We start from the raw sequence: 15,379 nt of genomic DNA, 5'->3' as shown, positions 1-15,379 counted from the left end.
GCGTCGTCCGCCGGGGAAGGGGGCGGGCTATTCATAGGTTTCCCGGTAACGCTTCACCACGCTCAGCGCGATGATGTTGAGCAGCAGCGTGATGACGAACAGCGTCAGCCCCAGCGCGAAGGCGGCGAGCGTCTTGGGGCTGTCGAACTCCGCCTCGCCGGTCAGCAGGTCGACGATCTGGCGGGTGACGGTCGTGGTGCTGGCGAAGGGATTGGCGGTCAGGGTCGCAACCCCGCTTGCCGCCATGACGACGATCATCGTCTCGCCGATCGCGCGACTGACCGCCAGCAGGACGCCGCCGACCACGCCGGGCAGGGCGGCGGGCAGCATGACGCGGGTGATCGTCTCGGACGGGGTCGCCCCCATCGCCAGGCTGCCGTCGCGCATCGAATCGGGCACCGCCGCCAGGCTGTCGTCGGCCATGGACGAGACGAAGGGGATGATCATCACCCCCATGACCAGCCCGGCCGCCAGCGCGCTTTCCGACGATGCCCATTCGATGCCGATCGACACCGCGAACTGGCGGACGGCGGGCGCGACGATCAGTGCGGCGAAATAGCCATAGACGACGGTCGGGATGCCCGCGAGCACCTCCAGCACCGGCTTCATGATTCGGCGCGCGCGCGGCCGGGCATATTGGGTGAGGTAGATGGCGCTCATCAGTCCGAACGGAATGGCCACCGCCATCGCGATCACCGCGCCGATGAAGAACGTCCCCCAGAACAGCGGCACCGCGCCCAGCGACGCGCCCGGATCGCGAGGATCGATGACCTGCGGGCTCCAATGCGTGCCGAACAGGAAGTCGGTGATGGGCACCACCGAAAAGAAGCGCCCGGCCTCGTACAGCAGCGAAGCGACGATCCCGGCGGTCGTCAGGATCGCAATGAGCGAGGCGCCGAGCAGCAGCCCCAGCACCACCCGCTCGATCCGCGTCCGCGCCGAAAATTCGGGTCGGACCCGCAGATAGGCATAGGCGCCGCCCGCCAGCGCGAGCAGCAGGACGATGGCGGTCGCGATCCAGTCGATGCGCGTCTGGGCGGTCGCGTAAGCGGGGGCCAGGGTGCGCGAAAGCGTATGGAAGGCCCCGTGCGCCTGTCCGGCGGCCAGCGCCCGTGCTTCGGACAGGATCGCCGCGCGCTCGAAGCCCGGCGGCGGTAACTGTCCGGCGGCGGGCGTGCCCAGCACCATGTCGGTGACGAGCGCGGGCGAGGTCGCGGCCCAGACAGCCAGGAAGATCAGCGGCGGCGCGGCGGTCCACAGCGCGACATACCAGCCATGATGATGCGGCAGCGAGCGGACCCGTCCGCCCGTCCGCCGCCGAAAGCCGAGCGCGCGCATCCGCGTGGTCGCCCAGGCGATGACACCCAATCCGACGATCAGGACCAGAAGGATGACGCCGTTCATGACGGCAGAGTCGCCGGATCGAGGACGGTCTCGTTCGCGATGATCGACCGCGCCCGTGCCTGGACCCCAACGGGCGCCGCGATCAGCCCACGCCGGACCAGCGGCCCGCCACGCCCCCAATTGGCGGCATAGAGCGACAGGAACTGGCGCAGCCCCGGAATGGCATCGAGATGCGCCTTCTTGACGTAGAGATAGAGCAGCCGCGAACCCGGATAGTGGTCGGCGGCGATCGCCTCATAGCTGGGGGCGATGCCGTCGATCGCCACTCCGTTCACCGTGTTGCGGTTTTCCTCGAGATAGGAATAGCCGAACACGCCGAGCGCATCGGGGTTGGATTGCAGCTTCTGGACGATCAGATTGTCGTTCTCGCCCGCATCGATATAGGCACCGTCGTCGCGGACGCGGGTGCAGAGCAGGCGATGGGCATCGGGATCGCGATGCGCCAGCGCCGCCGCACCCGGTTCGACCGCATCGCACCCGCGCATCAGGATCAGCTCGGCCAGCGCGTCGCGCGTGCCGCTGGTCGCGGGGGGGCCATAGACCTGGATCGGAATGGCGGGCAGGGCGGGATTGACGTCATGCCAGGTTCGCGCCGTGTTGGGCCGCCCGCCGGGATGCGCCGCGAGCGCCCGGTAAATGTCGACCGTGCTCAGCGCCATGCGCGGACCGCGCTTCGATTCGGCAAAGGCGATGCCGTCGATCCCGATGGGAATCTCCAGCAGCGCGGCCGCGCCATGCGCGGCGCAATCTCGATATTCGGTGGCCTTCATCCGACGCGAGGCGTTTTCGATATCGGGATGCGCCGCGCCGATCCCGGCGCAGAACAGCTTCATGCCCGCGCCCGTGCCCGTCGATTCGATCACCGGCGCCTTGGCATCGGGATCGGCGGTGACGAAACGCTCGGCGATGATGGTCGTGAAGGGATAGACGGTGGAGGAGCCGACCGCCGTGATCTGATCCCGCACGCCCGCACCGCCGCCATTGGCCTGATCGTGACAGGCCGCCAGCGCGACGATCGCGGCGAGAAGGCAGGGCAGGCGCATCATGATCCTTGAGCACACCGGAACGGGTGTGGACCGGCGCTGCCACGCCCACCGGACCTCCGTGTGACATTTCTATTGCGGTTTTGTGACAGTGCCCTCGGAAACGGGTTTCTCGCTGGATTTTATCGGGGGCAGGCGGACGGTGACGGTCGTTCCCACCCCGACCTCGCTGGCGATATCCAGCCGTCCGCGATGCCGCTCGACGATATGCTTGACGATCGCGAGCCCCAGCCCGGTGCCGCCGATGCTGCGGCTCCGCCCCGAATCGACGCGGTAGAAACGCTCGGTCAGGCGGGGGATATGCCCCGGCGCGATGCCCTCGCCCCGGTCCGCCACCGTCAGGCGCAGCATGGGCCCGTCGCGGTCCAGCGTGACGCGCACCGGGGTGTCGGCGCGCCCATATTTCATCGCATTGCCGATCAGATTGTGGAGCATCTGCGACAATTGCGCACGGTCGCCCGCGATCGGCGGCAACCCTTCGGCCACATCGCAGTCGATATCCTCGGCCCGCGGCGAGCCGGAGTCGAGAAACTCGTCCCAGACATGCTGGACCAGGTCGGCCATGGCGACCGGCTGGGCGGGCTGGCGATATTTGTCCGCTTCGATCCGGCTGAGCGAGATCAGGTCCTCGACCAGCCGCTGCATCCGGCGCGCCTCGTCGAACATCACCTTCAGGAACCGCGCGCGAATTTCGGCATCCTCGCCCGCCTCGTCGCCCAGCGTCTCGATGAACCCCAGGATCGAGGCGAGGGGGGTGCGCAGTTCGTGGCTGGCATTGGCGACGAAATCGACGCGCATCCGCTCGGCTGCGTCGTGGGCGGTCTGGTCGATCAGATGGACGATCCGCTGCCCGCTGCTGGTATCGGCCAGCCGCATCTCCCAGCGATGGTCGAGCGAGCCGAGCCCGACGAGCGAAATGGGATGGTCGGGGGCGGTCGCGCCCGGAGCCATCAACCGTTCGGCGGCGGCGGCGGGATGGCGGATGGCGATCCGCGCATCCTCACCGACGATATGCGCGCCCAGCAGCGTGCGGGCGGCGCGGTTGGCCAGCGTCACCCGGCCGCGTTCGATCAGCAGCACTGGCTCGACGATGGCGTCCAATGCCTCGGTCAGCAGGGGTGACAGCGTATCGCCGTCCTCGATCTGCCTGTCGTCCTCTTCCGCGCCGGTCGCCTCGCCCTCGCTCGCGACCAGCGCGGCGGCGATCCCGCCGACCAGCGTGATGATGGCGGGTCCCGGCCCGGCGGTCAGGAACACCACTACCGCAGCGACCACCGCCACCACGATGCCCCACAAGGTGCGAATGCCGAATCCCATGATGTCGCCGATGTAGCGGGCGCGGCTCCCCCTGTCTTCCCGCAACATCCGCCCTCTCCCGATGCGGGGCAGGCGGGATCGCACAGGTGCTTGTCGCGAAAGCGCGAATATGGGACATCCGCTTCACATGGACGAGACGCCCCAGCCCTACCGGACCGACGATGACGGCCCCGAGCCGTCGCGTGCCGCCACATCCAGCCGCCGCGCGCTGATGCTGGGGGCGATCGGGGTGAGCACGGTGGTCGCGATCCGCCCCGCGCTGGCGCAGACGACGGGCTCGGTGCTGAACTGCCAGATTCCCGTTCCCGATCCGGGGCGCGCGGGCAGCTATATCGCGCGCGACGGGTCCACCGTGCCCGCGCGCACGCAGGGTTCGTTCGCGCCCCCCGGCCGCCCCTATACCGGCGAGGAAGTGAAGCGCGCCCTGCAGGGCGGCCAGCTCCCCAATTCCAACTCGCTCAGCAACCGGGCCTATCTCAACTATATCCGCCGGTTGCAGCGGGGGCAGGGCGGCTTCACCTGCTATGCCTCGCTCCAGATGCCGGGCGGCTGACGCATGGCCGCTCCGCGCTACCGCGCGGCGGGGGCGGAGCTGTTGCTGGTCGAGCCGCTGGACATGTTCACCGCCGTCTTCCACCGGCCGTCGGGCATCACCCACTTGCTGACCGAACCCGCGCCGCAGATCCTGCGCGCGCTGGCGGATGCGCCGCTGGACGCCGGGGCGCTGCTGGCCCGGCTGTCGCGGGATTTCGATCTGGGCGAGCCGGGCGATGCCGAGGCGATGCTGCTGGCCCGGCTGGCCGAGCTGGAGGCGGCGGGGCTGGTCGAGCGGGTATGAGGTATCGGACGACCCTGCGCGTCGGGCCGGTCGGCTTTCGCATCGGCTCCGACTGGCGGGGGCCGATCGCGGCGGTCGAGGCGCTGTACCGCGATTATCCGCGTGCCGAATTTGCCGATTTCAGCGTGCGACTGGAGGCGGGGCAGCCCTGGCGGCGGTGGCTTCGGCCCTCCATCCATATCGGCGGCGATTATCGCTTGCCGGAGGCGGCGCCGCTGCCGCTGGCCCAGGGGTTGCTGGCGGCCGAGCTGGGCATGAACCTGCAAATGGCACTGGGGCATCGACGGCATTTGCTGCTCCATGCCTCGGTCGTGGCGCGCGGCAGCAAGGCCATCGTGATGAGCGGCATCTCCGGTGCGGGCAAGTCGACGCTGGCGCTGCTCCTTGCCGAGCGGGGCTGGCGGTTCATGGGCGACGAATTCGCGCTGATCGATCCCGCATCGGGGCTCGCCTTTCCCTTCCCCCGCCCGGTCAGCCTGAAGAATGAGAGCCTGGCGGCCATTCCGGCAGGCCGGGTCACAGGACCTCTGCTGTCGGGAACGCCCAAGGGCGACATCCGCCATGTCGCGCCCCACCCCGCCGCCATCGCCGCGATGGACGAACCCGCGCGGCCCGCCCTGTTGCTGTTTCCCCGTTTCGGCTTCCCGTCGGCGATCCGCCCGCTGCCTCCGGCCGAATGTTTCGTGCGGCTGACCCAGGCGTCGACCAATTATGTCGCGATGGGCGAGCCGGGGTTTCGCGCCCTGACCCGCCTGCGTGCCGAGGTTCCGGCGGTGGCCGTCGATTATCCCGATGGCGAAGCGGGGATCGCCGCCGTGGAGACACTATGGGCCGCGCTGTGACGCCCGCTCTGCCCCCCGCCGAGCGGCTGATCGCCCTGCTGCGCGAGCCGGGGTGTGCGCGGCATCTGACGGCGGGTGACTGGACGGCGGTGCTGACCGTAGCACGGGCCGAGCTGCTGATCGGCACGCTGGCCTATCGGCTGGACGGATTGAACCTGCCGCCGCGCGTCGCCCTGTGCCTGGCCGATGCGAAGGCTGCGGCTGAGGAAGGACGACGCGCGGCGCTGTGGGAGGCGAACCGCGTCGCCCATGCGCTGGCCCCGCTGGGTCGTCCGGTCATCCTGCTGAAGGGAACGGCCTTCGTGGCGGCGGGGCTGGCGGCGGGGTGCGGGCGATCGATCGGCGATTGCGACATATTGCTGCCCCAGGCCGATCTGGCCCGGGCCGAGGCCCGGCTGATCGAGGCGGGATGGGAGTGGGTCAAGCCCGACCCCTATGACGATCGTTACTACCGGCGATGGATGCACGAGCTGCCGCCGCTGATCCATCGCGACCGCGACCGGATGCTCGACGTGCATCACACGATCCTGCCCCCGACTGCGCGACCCAAGCCCGACGCGGCCGGGCTAATCGCGGGGGCGGTGCCGCTGGCCAAAGGGCTGGCCGTGTTGTCGCACCTCGACATGATCGTCCATGCTGCTGCGCATCTGTTCGCCGATGGCGACCTGACGGGCGGGCTGCGCAATCTCTGGGATATCCATGCGCTGGTCGACGAAGGGGGCTGCGAGGGGCTGGCCGAGCGGGCCCGCCATCACGGACTGGACCGAGCCGTCGCCCGCGCGATGCGGCTGAGCCATGCGCTGTTCGGCACGCCCGTGCCGCCGCAATGGCAGGCGCTGACGCTCGCCGACCGTCTCTATCGTCGCCGCATCCTGGCGCGTGACGGCTGGGGACGCGGGCGGCATCCCCTGACCCGCCTGGCCTTCTATCTGCGTTCGCACCTGATCCGGATGCCCCTGCCGCTCCTCCTGCTGCACCTGTGGATCAAGGGACGGAAGGCGCGAGCCGCTCCAGCGTCGGGATGAGGCTGTCATAGCCGTCGATGATCGCATCGGCGCCCAGCGTCTCGACCGGCTGGCTGAGGAAGCCGAAGGAACAGGCGATCACCGGCAGGCCGGCGGCCTTGGCGGCCTGCACGTCGAAGATCGAATCGCCGACAAAGGCCGCCGCCCCGCCGCCGCACCGGGCGACGAGCGCCTGGATCGGGACCGGCGAGGGCTTGGCGACGCCCATCGTATCGCCGCCGATGATTGCATCGAACCGGTCGGTCAGCCCCAGCCCGTCCAGGATCGCCCGCGCGAAGCGTTCCAGCTTGTTGGTCATGACGCCCAGCCGGACGCCACGCAGCGCCAGTTCGTCGAGCGCCGCCAGCGTGCCCGGAAAAGGGCATGTATAGTCCGCCAGATGCGCCTCATAATGGTTCAGCAGCCGCTGGTGCAGAACATCCAGCGTCTCGGTATCGCATCCCCCGGTCGCCGCCAGCCCATGCTCCAGCATCCGCCGCGCACCCCCGCCGATCATCGGCTTCACCGCCTCGACATCGAGGGCCGGACGCCCGATCGAGGCCAGCGCATGATTGACCGCCGCCGCTAGGTCGCCGCTGGTGTCGAGCAAGGTGCCGTCCAGATCGAAGCCCACGATGGAGAAGGGAAAACGGTCGGGTGAATTCGCGTCCATGAGCCATCCTGCGCCAAGTCTCGGTATGGCTTTGGCAAGAAATCCATGGCAGGCGCAACCATCATGACGAGACCAGTCGCCGCCATCATCCTTGCCGCGGGCAAGGGCACCCGCATGAAGTCCGACCTGCACAAGGTCCTTCACCCGATCGCCGGGCGGCCGATGCTGCTCCACCTGATCGACAGCGTCGGGGCGCTCTCGCCCGAACGCATGGTCGTGGTGACGGGCGCCGGGCGCGAGCAGGTCGAGGCGGCCGTGACGCCGCTGGGCGTGCGCACCGCGCTTCAGGCCGAGCAGCTCGGTACGGCGCATGCGGTGGCGCAGGCGCGCGAGGCACTGTCGGGCTTCATAGGCGATGTGCTGATCCTGTATGGCGACGTGCCGCTGGTCGAGACCGCGACGATGCGCCGGATGATCGGGCGGCTGGCCGAGGCGGACAGTCCTGCGGCGGTGGTGCTCGGTTTCCGACCGGCCGACCCCGCCGCTTATGGCCGGGTGATCGCCGATGCCGACGGACGCATCGACCGAATGGTCGAGTTCAAGGATGCCAGTGCCGAAGAGCGTGCCGTAACCCTTTGCAATTCCGGCCTGATGGCGGTCCGTTCGGAGGACCTGTTCGGCCTGCTCGACCGGGTCGGCAACGACAATGCGGCGGGCGAATATTATCTGCCCGATATCGTCATGCTCGCGGCCGGCGATGGACGTCCTTCGGCGGTGATCGAGACGAGCGCCGGGGAAGTGGCGGGCGTCAACAGCCGCGCCGAGCTGGCGGTGGTGGAGGGCGACTGGCAGGTCCGTCGCCGCGCCCGTGCGATGGCCGACGGCGCCACGCTGATCGCGCCGGAGACGGTGTGGTTCGCCCATGACACCCGGATCGGCCGCGACGTGGTGATCGAACCCCATGTCGTCTTCGGCCCGGGCGTCCATGTGGCGGACGGCGTGACCATCCATGCCTTCAGCCATCTGGAGGGCGCGACCGTGGCGAGCGGCGCCGATATCGGCCCCTATGCGCGTCTCCGCCCCGGTGCCAATGTGCGCGAGGGCGCACGGGTCGGCAATTTCGTCGAGATGAAGAAGGCGGTGCTCGGCCCCGGCGCCAAGGCGAACCACCTGACCTATCTGGGCGATGCCGAGGTCGGCGCGAACGCCAATATCGGCGCGGGCACGATCACCTGCAATTATGACGGCTTCCTCAAATATCGCACCGTGATCGGCGAGGGCGCGTTCATCGGTTCCAACTCGGCGCTGGTCGCCCCGGTCCAGGTGGGCGCAGGCGCGATCGTCGGCGCGGGCTCGGTCGTGACGAGCGATGTCGAGGCCGACGCGCTGGCGCTGGTCCGGGCGGAGCGGCAGACCAAGCCGGGTTGGGCCAAGCGTTTCAGAGAGATGATGACGGCCAGGAAGGCCGCGAAAAAGGCTGGGGAGTAAAGGGCTTATGTGCGGTATCGTAGGAATTCTGGGCGGTGACGACGTTGCCGAGCGGCTGCTCGACGGGCTGCGTCGCCTGGAATATCGCGGATATGACTCGGCGGGTATCGCGACGATCGACCAAGGTTCGATCGAGCGGCGTCGCGCATCGGGCAAGCTGGTCAATCTGGCGCGCGAGCTTGCCGCGCATCCGCTGCCCGGCACCATCGGTATCGCCCATACCCGCTGGGCGACGCATGGCGGCCCCACCACCAACAACGCGCACCCCCATGCGACCGATCATGTCGCGGTCGTCCACAATGGGATCATCGAGAATTTCAAGGCGTTGCGTGACGAACTGATCGGTCGCGGCCATGTCTTCACCAGCGAAACCGACACCGAGGTCGTCGCCCATCTGGTCAGCGAGAAGGTCGAACAGGGGCTCGATCCGGTCGCGGCGGTCCGCGAGGTGCTGCCGCGCCTGCACGGGGCCTTCGCGCTCGCCATCCTGTTTCGCGACCAGCCCGATCTGCTGATCGGCGCGCGACTGGGCTCGCCGCTGGTCGTCGGATATGGCGACGACGAAACCTATCTGGGATCGGACGCGCTGGCGCTGGCCCCGCTCACCCAGCGCATCGCCTATCTCGACGAAGGCGATTGGGTCGTCTGCACCCGCGAGGGCGCGCAGGTCTATGACCGCGACAATAACCCGGTCGAGCGGCCCGTCACGATCTCGGGCGTGACGGGCGCGCTGATCGACAAGGGCAATCACCGCCACTTCATGCAGAAGGAGATTTACGAGCAGCCGATCGTCGTCGCGCAGACGCTTCGCTCGTATCTCCAGCGGCTTGAGGGCAAGATCGCACTTCCCATCCCCGAATTCGACCTGTCGGGGATCAAGCGCGTCACCATCGTCGCATGCGGCACCAGTTTCTATGCGGGCATGGTCGCGAAATACTGGTTCGAGCAGTTCGCGCGCGTGCCGGTCGACCTCGATGTCGCCTCCGAATTCCGCTACCGCGCGCCGGTGATGGAGCCGGGCGGGCTGATGATCGTCATCAGCCAGTCGGGCGAGACCGCCGACACGCTCGCCGCGCTTCGCCACGCCAAGGCCGAGGGGCAGACGATCGCCGCCGTCGTCAACGTGCCGACCAGCTCGATGGCGCGCGAGGCCGACCTGCTGCTGCCGACCCATGCCGGGCCGGAGATTGGCGTCGCTTCGACCAAGGCCTTTACCTGCCAGCTGAGCGTGCTGGCCGCACTGGCCGCCAATCTTGCCAAGGCCAAGGGGCGGCTGTCCGCCGACGAGGAACGGCAGATCGTCCGTCATCTGGCCGAGGCGCCCGCCGCGATCAACGGCGCGCTGGCCTATGACGAGGCGATCGAAGGCATGGCGGGCACTGTCGCGGGCGCGCGCGACGTGCTGTATCTGGGCCGCGGCACCGACTATCCGCTGGCGCTGGAAGGTGCGCTTAAGCTCAAGGAAATCAGCTACATCCATGCCGAAGGCTATGCGGCTGGCGAAATGAAGCACGGCCCGATCGCGCTGATCGACGAGCATGTCCCCGTCATCGTCATCGCGCCGTCCGGCCCGCTGTTCGAGAAGACCGTCTCCAACATGCAGGAGGTCCAGGCCCGCGGCGGCAAGGTCGTGCTGATCTCCGACTATGACGGGATCGAGGCGGCGGGCGAGGGCTGTATCGCGACCATCACCATGCCCAAGGTCCACCCGCTGATCGCGCCGATCGTCTATGCGGTGCCGGTTCAGCTGCTCGCCTATCATGTCGCGGTCGCCAAGGGCACCGATGTCGACCAGCCCCGCAACCTGGCCAAGAGCGTCACCGTCGAGTGACGGGGGACCAGACCTGACCATTTACGTCACTTTAAGCGTATCCGGTTACCATTGATCCATATAACGGGGATCGATGGATTCATGGTGACCGGATGCGCATACTGATCGTCGACGACGAACCGGCAATCCACGACAGCTATGCATTGTGCTTTTCCGGCCAGGGTCTGGCGCAGGACGCGATGCTCGACGCCATGGCTGCCGACCTGTTCGGCAAGCCCCAAGCATCGGATGACGAAGGCGATGCGGTGTTCGAGCGTCACCATTATCGTCAGGGCCAGGATGCCGTCGCGGCGGTCGAGCGGGCACTGGCCGACGGCACGCCCTTTGCCGTCGCCTTCATCGACATCCGCATGCCGCCGGGGTTCGACGGTCGCGAGACGGCACGGCGGATCCGGGCGCTGGACCCCGATATCCATCTGGTGATCGTCACCGGCTATTCCGACTTTTCGCCGGTCGAGATCAGCAAGGTCGCCGGGCCTGCCGACAAGATCTTCTACATCGCCAAGCCGTTCGAGGTCGCCGAAATCTGGCAGACCGCGCTGGCGCTGTGTCGTCGCTGGCAGAATGAGCGCGAGCTGGCGGCGACGCGGGTCCTGCTGGCCGCGCAGGTCGCCGCGCTGGAGGAAAAGACCGCCGAGCTGGAGGCCAATGAGAGCCGCGCCATGCATCTGGCGCTGCACGATGCCTTGACCGACGCGCCCAACCGGGTCGCCTTTCTGCGCGCGCTGGACGAGCGGGGTCGCCGGGGTGGACGGTTCGTGACGGCGATGCTGGACCTCGACCGGTTCAAGCTGGTCAACGACACGCTCGGCCATCTGGCGGGCGACGAACTGATCCGCGAGGTGTATGCCACGCTGAACCAGGCCGCACCCGCCGGTGCGCTGATCGCCCGGCTGGGCGGCGACGAGTTCGGCATCCTGTTCGACAGCGCGCATCATGAGGAGGCCGGCGCCGCGTGCGAGCGGATCGTGACCGCCTGTGCGACCACCTTCAGCATATTGGGGCATTCGGTGCGCTGCGGCGCGTCATGCGGACTGGTGGTTCGACAGGGCGGCACCGATGGCGATTCGATCGACCTGATCCGTCAGGCGGACATGGCGCTGAACGAGGCCAAGCGCGCGGGGCGCGGCGTCGTCCGGCTGTTCGATGCGCAGATGGACGACGGCATTCGCCTGCGTCGCGGTGTCGAGGCCGGGCTGACTCAGGCGATCGCCCGTGACGAGCTGACCCTGGCCTTCCAGCCGATCGTCGGGCGCGCCGATCTCGACATTGTCGGGTTCGAGGCGCTGGTCCGGTGGGACACCGTCGAACATGGCGCGGTCAGCCCAACCATCTTCATCCCCATCGCCGAGGAGAGCAATCTCATTCACGAACTGGGCGACTGGGTGCTCGACCATGCGCTGGCCGAGTTGCGCCACTGGCCCGATCAATATGTCTCGGTGAATTTCAGCCCGATCCAGTTCCGCCGTTCGCATTTCGTCGCGCATATCCTCGACAGCGTGCAGAGGGCGGGAGTCGCCCCCGGTCGGGTTCAGATCGAGATTACCGAAACCGCGATCTTCGACGATGCCGAGCGGGCGGCCGAGACGCTGTGCGAGCTGCGCGACCTGGGCTTCCGCATCGCTCTCGACGATTTCGGCACGGGCTATTCCAGCCTGTACAATATCCGCAAATTCGCGCTCGACTGCCTGAAGATCGATCGCAGCTTCATCGACGGCATGGGCCGCGAGCGCGAGTCCGCCGCGATCGTCCATTCGATCATCCATCTCGGCCGTGCCCTTGGGCTGGGCGTGATCGCCGAGGGGGTCGAAACCGAGGCGCAGGCCCAGGCGCTGCGCGTCGCAGGGGCCAGTCACCTGCAGGGGTATCTCTTCTCCCACCCGGTTCCCGCCGCACAGGCGCGGGCGCTGGCGGTGCACCGCTACATGTCGCTGGACGGCACGCCGCCCATCCAACCCCCGTTAGCCGGTGTGCAAGGCTGCCCCTGATGCGCACCGCGATCCGGTGGTTGGGCGAATGGTCGCGTCGCCGATCGCTGCGCAACACGATGGTCGCGATGCTGACGCTGACCGGGATCGGCGGTGCGGTGGCGGTCGCGACCTTTCTGGCGCTCGTGATCTCACCCGGTTTCGACCGGCTGGAGCAGCAGGCGATCATGGGCTATCGCCAACGGGCGCAGACCCTGTTGGCCGATATCACCCAGCGGGTCGAGGAGATCGCGCGCGATCATGCCGGTATCGTGCCGGATGTGTTTCCCAACCATCCGATCCAGGGTGTGGCCTATCGTGGAGCCGCCGATGGGCGGTGGAAGGCACGGTGGCGCGATCCCGGACATCCGGACGCGGCGGCCGCCATGGCGTCGGCGCTGGCCGATGCGCTGAACCGCAGGGACCTTTCGCAGCTGCTTGAAGGACGGGATTCGAACAGCTTCTATCTGCCGTTGCGCGGGCGGATCGCCGCCATCGGTATCGCCACCGTCACCGGCGTGGTGGGACGACCGCGCGACTATCTCGCCGTCGCCCGCATTCTGACCCCCGCCCACCTGTCCCGCGCGATGCACAAGACGGCCCGCCTGACCGGCCCCGCATCCGGAACCGACCGGACCATGTCGAAGGAGACGCGGCGCATGGAGATTGCCGTTCCGGTTCCGGGCCTGGGTGGTCGCGCGGTCGGCATGGCGCGGTTCCGGATCTCGCGTGAGGTCACGCTGCTTGGCCGTCGGGTGCTCCTGCTGGCGACGGCCGGATCGATCTTGCTTCTGGTCTTCACGCTGCTGATGCTGCGGCGTGCGCTGGGGTGGCTGGTGCTGGCACCGCTCGGCCGGGTCGAGCGCCATATGCAGCGGGTCCAGGCGTCGGGCGTCCTTTCTCCCTATCACGACAGGGAGGGGCGCGACGACGAATTCGGTTCGCTCGGCCGCAGTTTCAATGCGATGCTCAGCCAGTTGAAGGACCTGCGCGAACAGAATGAGATACAGAGCTTCGCGCTCGGCCGATCGGAAAGCGCGGTGGCGGTGCTGCACAATGTCCGCAACGCGCTATCCCCGCTCGGCGCCATCCTCAGCCATGGCGGCGATCGGTCGCCCGCCTATGATCGCGCGCTGATCGACCGGGCCTTGGCCGAACTGGCGGGGGAGGACGTTCCGTCCGAACGCCGGGTCAAGCTGGTGGCGTTCGTCGCGGGCGCGCTCGATGCCGAAGCCAAGGCGCGCGAGGCGGTGCGGGCGCGGCTCGATATCGGGCGCGATGCGATGCGTCAGACGCTGGAGATCATCGGGGCGCAACAGGCCAGAGCGCATGAACGCCCTCCACGCGAACGCTGCGACGTCACCGACATCATCGCACGCAACGCCACCATCGCCCGCTATTCGCAGGCGGCCTCGATCCATTTCGCCTTTCCCGCCCGGCCCTTTCCCGTGCTGGCCAATCGGGTGATCCTGAGCCAGGTGGTCGGCAATCTGTTCGCCAATGCGATCGAGGCGATCGCCGAAACCGGGCGCGACCATGGTGCGATCACCGTCACCATCCAATCGGAGGGTGGCCGGGTGACGGTGCGGATCATGGATGACGGGCAGGGCTTCGACCCGGCGCTGGCGACCAAGCTGTTCCGGTCGGGCTTTTCCACCCGGACCGAGAAATCCGGCGGGCTGGGCCTCCACTGGTGCGCCAATTCCACGGCCGCGATGGGCGGATCGCTCGAACTGCATAGCCATGGCCAGGGATTGGGGGCGGTCGCGATACTGGTCCTCGAGGCCGCCGAGGATACGGAAGCGGACGCCGACCGGGCCGTGTGACCAAAGGCCTATAAGGGCAATTCGGCCTGGCTCGGCCCGTCCTCGCCGCCATGCGCCACGTTGAGGCCCGACAGCGTCAGCCCCAACAGCCGGACACCGCCGGCCACCGGCAATTGCTGGTCGAGAAGGTCGAGACCGATCGCCAGGAATTGCGCTCGCTCGGTGATCGGTTGGCCGGTCGAGCGGGCGCGGGTGATCGTGCGGAAATCGCTGTACCGCAATTTCATCGTCACGGTCCGCCCGGCGACGCCGCTCCGCTCGATCCGGACCCATGCGGCCTCGACCACCCGCTCCAGCGCGGCCCGCAGCGCGTCGCGTTCGGTCAGGTCGTTCTCAAAGGTCCGCTCGGCGCCCACCGACTTGGCCTCGCGATGGGTACGGACCGGGCGATGGTCGATGCCGCGCGCCGCACCGTGCAGATAGTCGGCATAGCTACCGAAATGCCGTTGCAGGACGTCGAGCGGCCGCTCGCGCAGGTCTTGCCCGGTCAGGATGCCCAGCGCCTCCATCTTGCGCGCGGTGACCGGACCGACGCCGTGGAAACGCTTGACCGGCAGGGCGGCGACGAAGGCCGGTCCTTGCGCCGGAGGGATGATGCAAATGCCGTCGGGCTTGTTCTGGTCGGAGGCGAGCTTGGCGATGAACTTATTGTAGCTGACCCCGGCCGAGGCGGTCAGCCCGGTCTCCTCGCGAATGGCGGCCCGGATCGCCTCGGCGATCGCGGTGGCCGAACCCAGCCCGGCCCGGTCGCTGGTGACGTCCAGATAGGCCTCGTCCAGCGACAGCGGCTCGATCTGGTCGGTATAGCGCGCGAAGATCTCCCGGATCTGCTGCGAAACGCTGCGATACACATCGAAGCGCGGGGGGACGAACACCAGGTCGGGGCAGCGGCGCAGCGCGGTGACCGACGGCATCGCGGATCGGACGCCATAGCCCCGCGCCTCGTAACTGGCCGCCGCCACCACGCCCCGCGCGCGCGATCCCCCCACGGCGACCGGCCGCCCGCGCAGACCCGGATCATCCCGCTGTTCGACCGACGCATAGAAGGCGTCCATGTCCACATGGATGATCTTGCGATTGTCGCCGACGGGGTCGGGGGCAGGGGGCTGGAGCGACACGGAAAAAAGCTCGTCAGGTTCGTCGGCCGATCAGGCACGGCCCCGGAAACGAAACAGGAACGCGGGCGGTTCGTCAAGTCGGATCCCG

Annotated in this window: 13 protein-coding genes; 8 read left to right on the top strand and 5 right to left on the bottom strand. The window is 68.2% G+C overall.

What is annotated here, in order from left to right; translation table 11 throughout:
* Positions 1-27 precede the first annotated feature (27 nt).
* The 3 genes from pstC to QE363_RS12290 all read right to left on the bottom strand — a co-directional run bounded on the left by pstC (position 28) and on the right by QE363_RS12290 (position 3,764).
* Positions 28-1,404 carry a phosphate ABC transporter permease subunit PstC gene (gene pstC, locus QE363_RS12300; RefSeq protein ID WP_309695621.1) on the bottom strand — a complete coding sequence of 459 codons (1,377 nt, stop codon included), beginning with the start codon at positions 1,402-1,404 and terminating at the stop codon, positions 28-30.
* A complete protein-coding gene (locus QE363_RS12295; protein WP_309698196.1) occupies positions 1,401-2,447 on the bottom strand; it encodes a substrate-binding domain-containing protein in 1,047 nt (348 codons plus the stop codon). Before QE363_RS12295 ends, pstC begins: the two co-directional genes overlap by 4 nt.
* Before the next feature lie 72 nt (positions 2,448-2,519).
* Positions 2,520-3,764: an ATP-binding protein gene (locus QE363_RS12290; protein ID WP_309695619.1), complete on the bottom strand. Its 1,245-nt coding sequence runs from the start codon at positions 3,762-3,764 to the stop codon at positions 2,520-2,522.
* 127 nt (positions 3,765-3,891) lie between these two features.
* Between QE363_RS12290 and QE363_RS12285 the strand changes: the two genes are divergently transcribed.
* From QE363_RS12285 to QE363_RS12270, 4 genes are read left to right on the top strand one after another with little or no spacing between them, the layout of a single operon-like run.
* The gene (locus tag QE363_RS12285) at positions 3,892-4,317 is read left to right on the top strand and encodes a hypothetical protein (protein WP_405053183.1); all 426 of its coding nucleotides are present in this window, start codon (positions 3,892-3,894) and stop codon (positions 4,315-4,317) included.
* Between the two features lie 3 nt (positions 4,318-4,320).
* Positions 4,321-4,602 (top strand): HPr-rel-A system PqqD family peptide chaperone, encoded by a 282-nt coding sequence (locus QE363_RS12280; protein WP_309695617.1) that lies wholly within the window; start codon positions 4,321-4,323, stop codon positions 4,600-4,602.
* Entirely contained in the window at positions 4,599-5,444 is an 846-nt protein-coding gene (locus QE363_RS12275; protein WP_309695615.1) for an HprK-related kinase A, read from the top strand. The genes QE363_RS12280 and QE363_RS12275 overlap by 4 nt, the downstream gene beginning before the upstream one ends.
* A complete protein-coding gene (locus tag QE363_RS12270) occupies positions 5,429-6,469 on the top strand; it encodes a nucleotidyltransferase family protein (protein WP_309695612.1) in 1,041 nt (346 codons plus the stop codon). The genes QE363_RS12275 and QE363_RS12270 overlap by 16 nt, the downstream gene beginning before the upstream one ends.
* Here the strand turns inward: QE363_RS12270 and QE363_RS12265 are convergent.
* Positions 6,429-7,121 (bottom strand): HAD-IA family hydrolase, encoded by a 693-nt coding sequence (locus QE363_RS12265; RefSeq protein ID WP_309695609.1) that lies wholly within the window; start codon positions 7,119-7,121, stop codon positions 6,429-6,431. The genes QE363_RS12270 and QE363_RS12265 overlap by 41 nt on opposite strands.
* Before the next feature lie 63 nt (positions 7,122-7,184).
* On the opposite strand from QE363_RS12265, the gene glmU reads away from it, so the two are divergent.
* The 4 genes from glmU to QE363_RS12245 all read left to right on the top strand — a co-directional run bounded on the left by glmU (position 7,185) and on the right by QE363_RS12245 (position 14,173).
* Positions 7,185-8,549 carry a bifunctional UDP-N-acetylglucosamine diphosphorylase/glucosamine-1-phosphate N-acetyltransferase GlmU gene (glmU, locus tag QE363_RS12260; protein WP_309695607.1) on the top strand — a complete coding sequence of 455 codons (1,365 nt, stop codon included), beginning with the start codon at positions 7,185-7,187 and terminating at the stop codon, positions 8,547-8,549.
* A gap of 7 nt (positions 8,550-8,556) precedes the next feature.
* On the top strand, positions 8,557-10,380 hold the full coding sequence (gene glmS, locus QE363_RS12255; RefSeq protein WP_307098940.1) for a glutamine--fructose-6-phosphate transaminase (isomerizing): 1,824 nt from the start codon (positions 8,557-8,559) through the stop codon (positions 10,378-10,380).
* Positions 10,381-10,472: 92 nt separating this feature from the next.
* Complete coding sequence (locus QE363_RS12250; RefSeq protein ID WP_309695604.1) at positions 10,473-12,368, top strand: EAL domain-containing protein; 1,896 nt, start codon at positions 10,473-10,475, stop codon at positions 12,366-12,368.
* Positions 12,368-14,173, top strand: coding sequence for an ATP-binding protein (locus QE363_RS12245; RefSeq protein ID WP_309695602.1), 1,806 nt, complete (start codon positions 12,368-12,370; stop codon positions 14,171-14,173). The genes QE363_RS12250 and QE363_RS12245 overlap by 1 nt, the downstream gene beginning before the upstream one ends.
* Positions 14,174-14,181: 8 nt before the next feature.
* On the opposite strand, the gene dinB is transcribed toward QE363_RS12245, so the two are convergent.
* A complete protein-coding gene (gene dinB / locus QE363_RS12240; RefSeq protein ID WP_309695600.1) occupies positions 14,182-15,291 on the bottom strand; it encodes a DNA polymerase IV in 1,110 nt (369 codons plus the stop codon).
* Positions 15,292-15,379: the final 88 nt, after the last annotated feature.

The sequence above is a fragment of the Sphingomonas sp. SORGH_AS_0870 genome, from assembly GCF_031453175.1.
Classification (GTDB): Bacteria; Pseudomonadota; Alphaproteobacteria; order Sphingomonadales; family Sphingomonadaceae; genus Sphingomonas.
The sequence above is the reverse complement of the archived record's forward strand: the minus strand, read 5'-3'. Positions and strand labels throughout refer to the sequence as shown.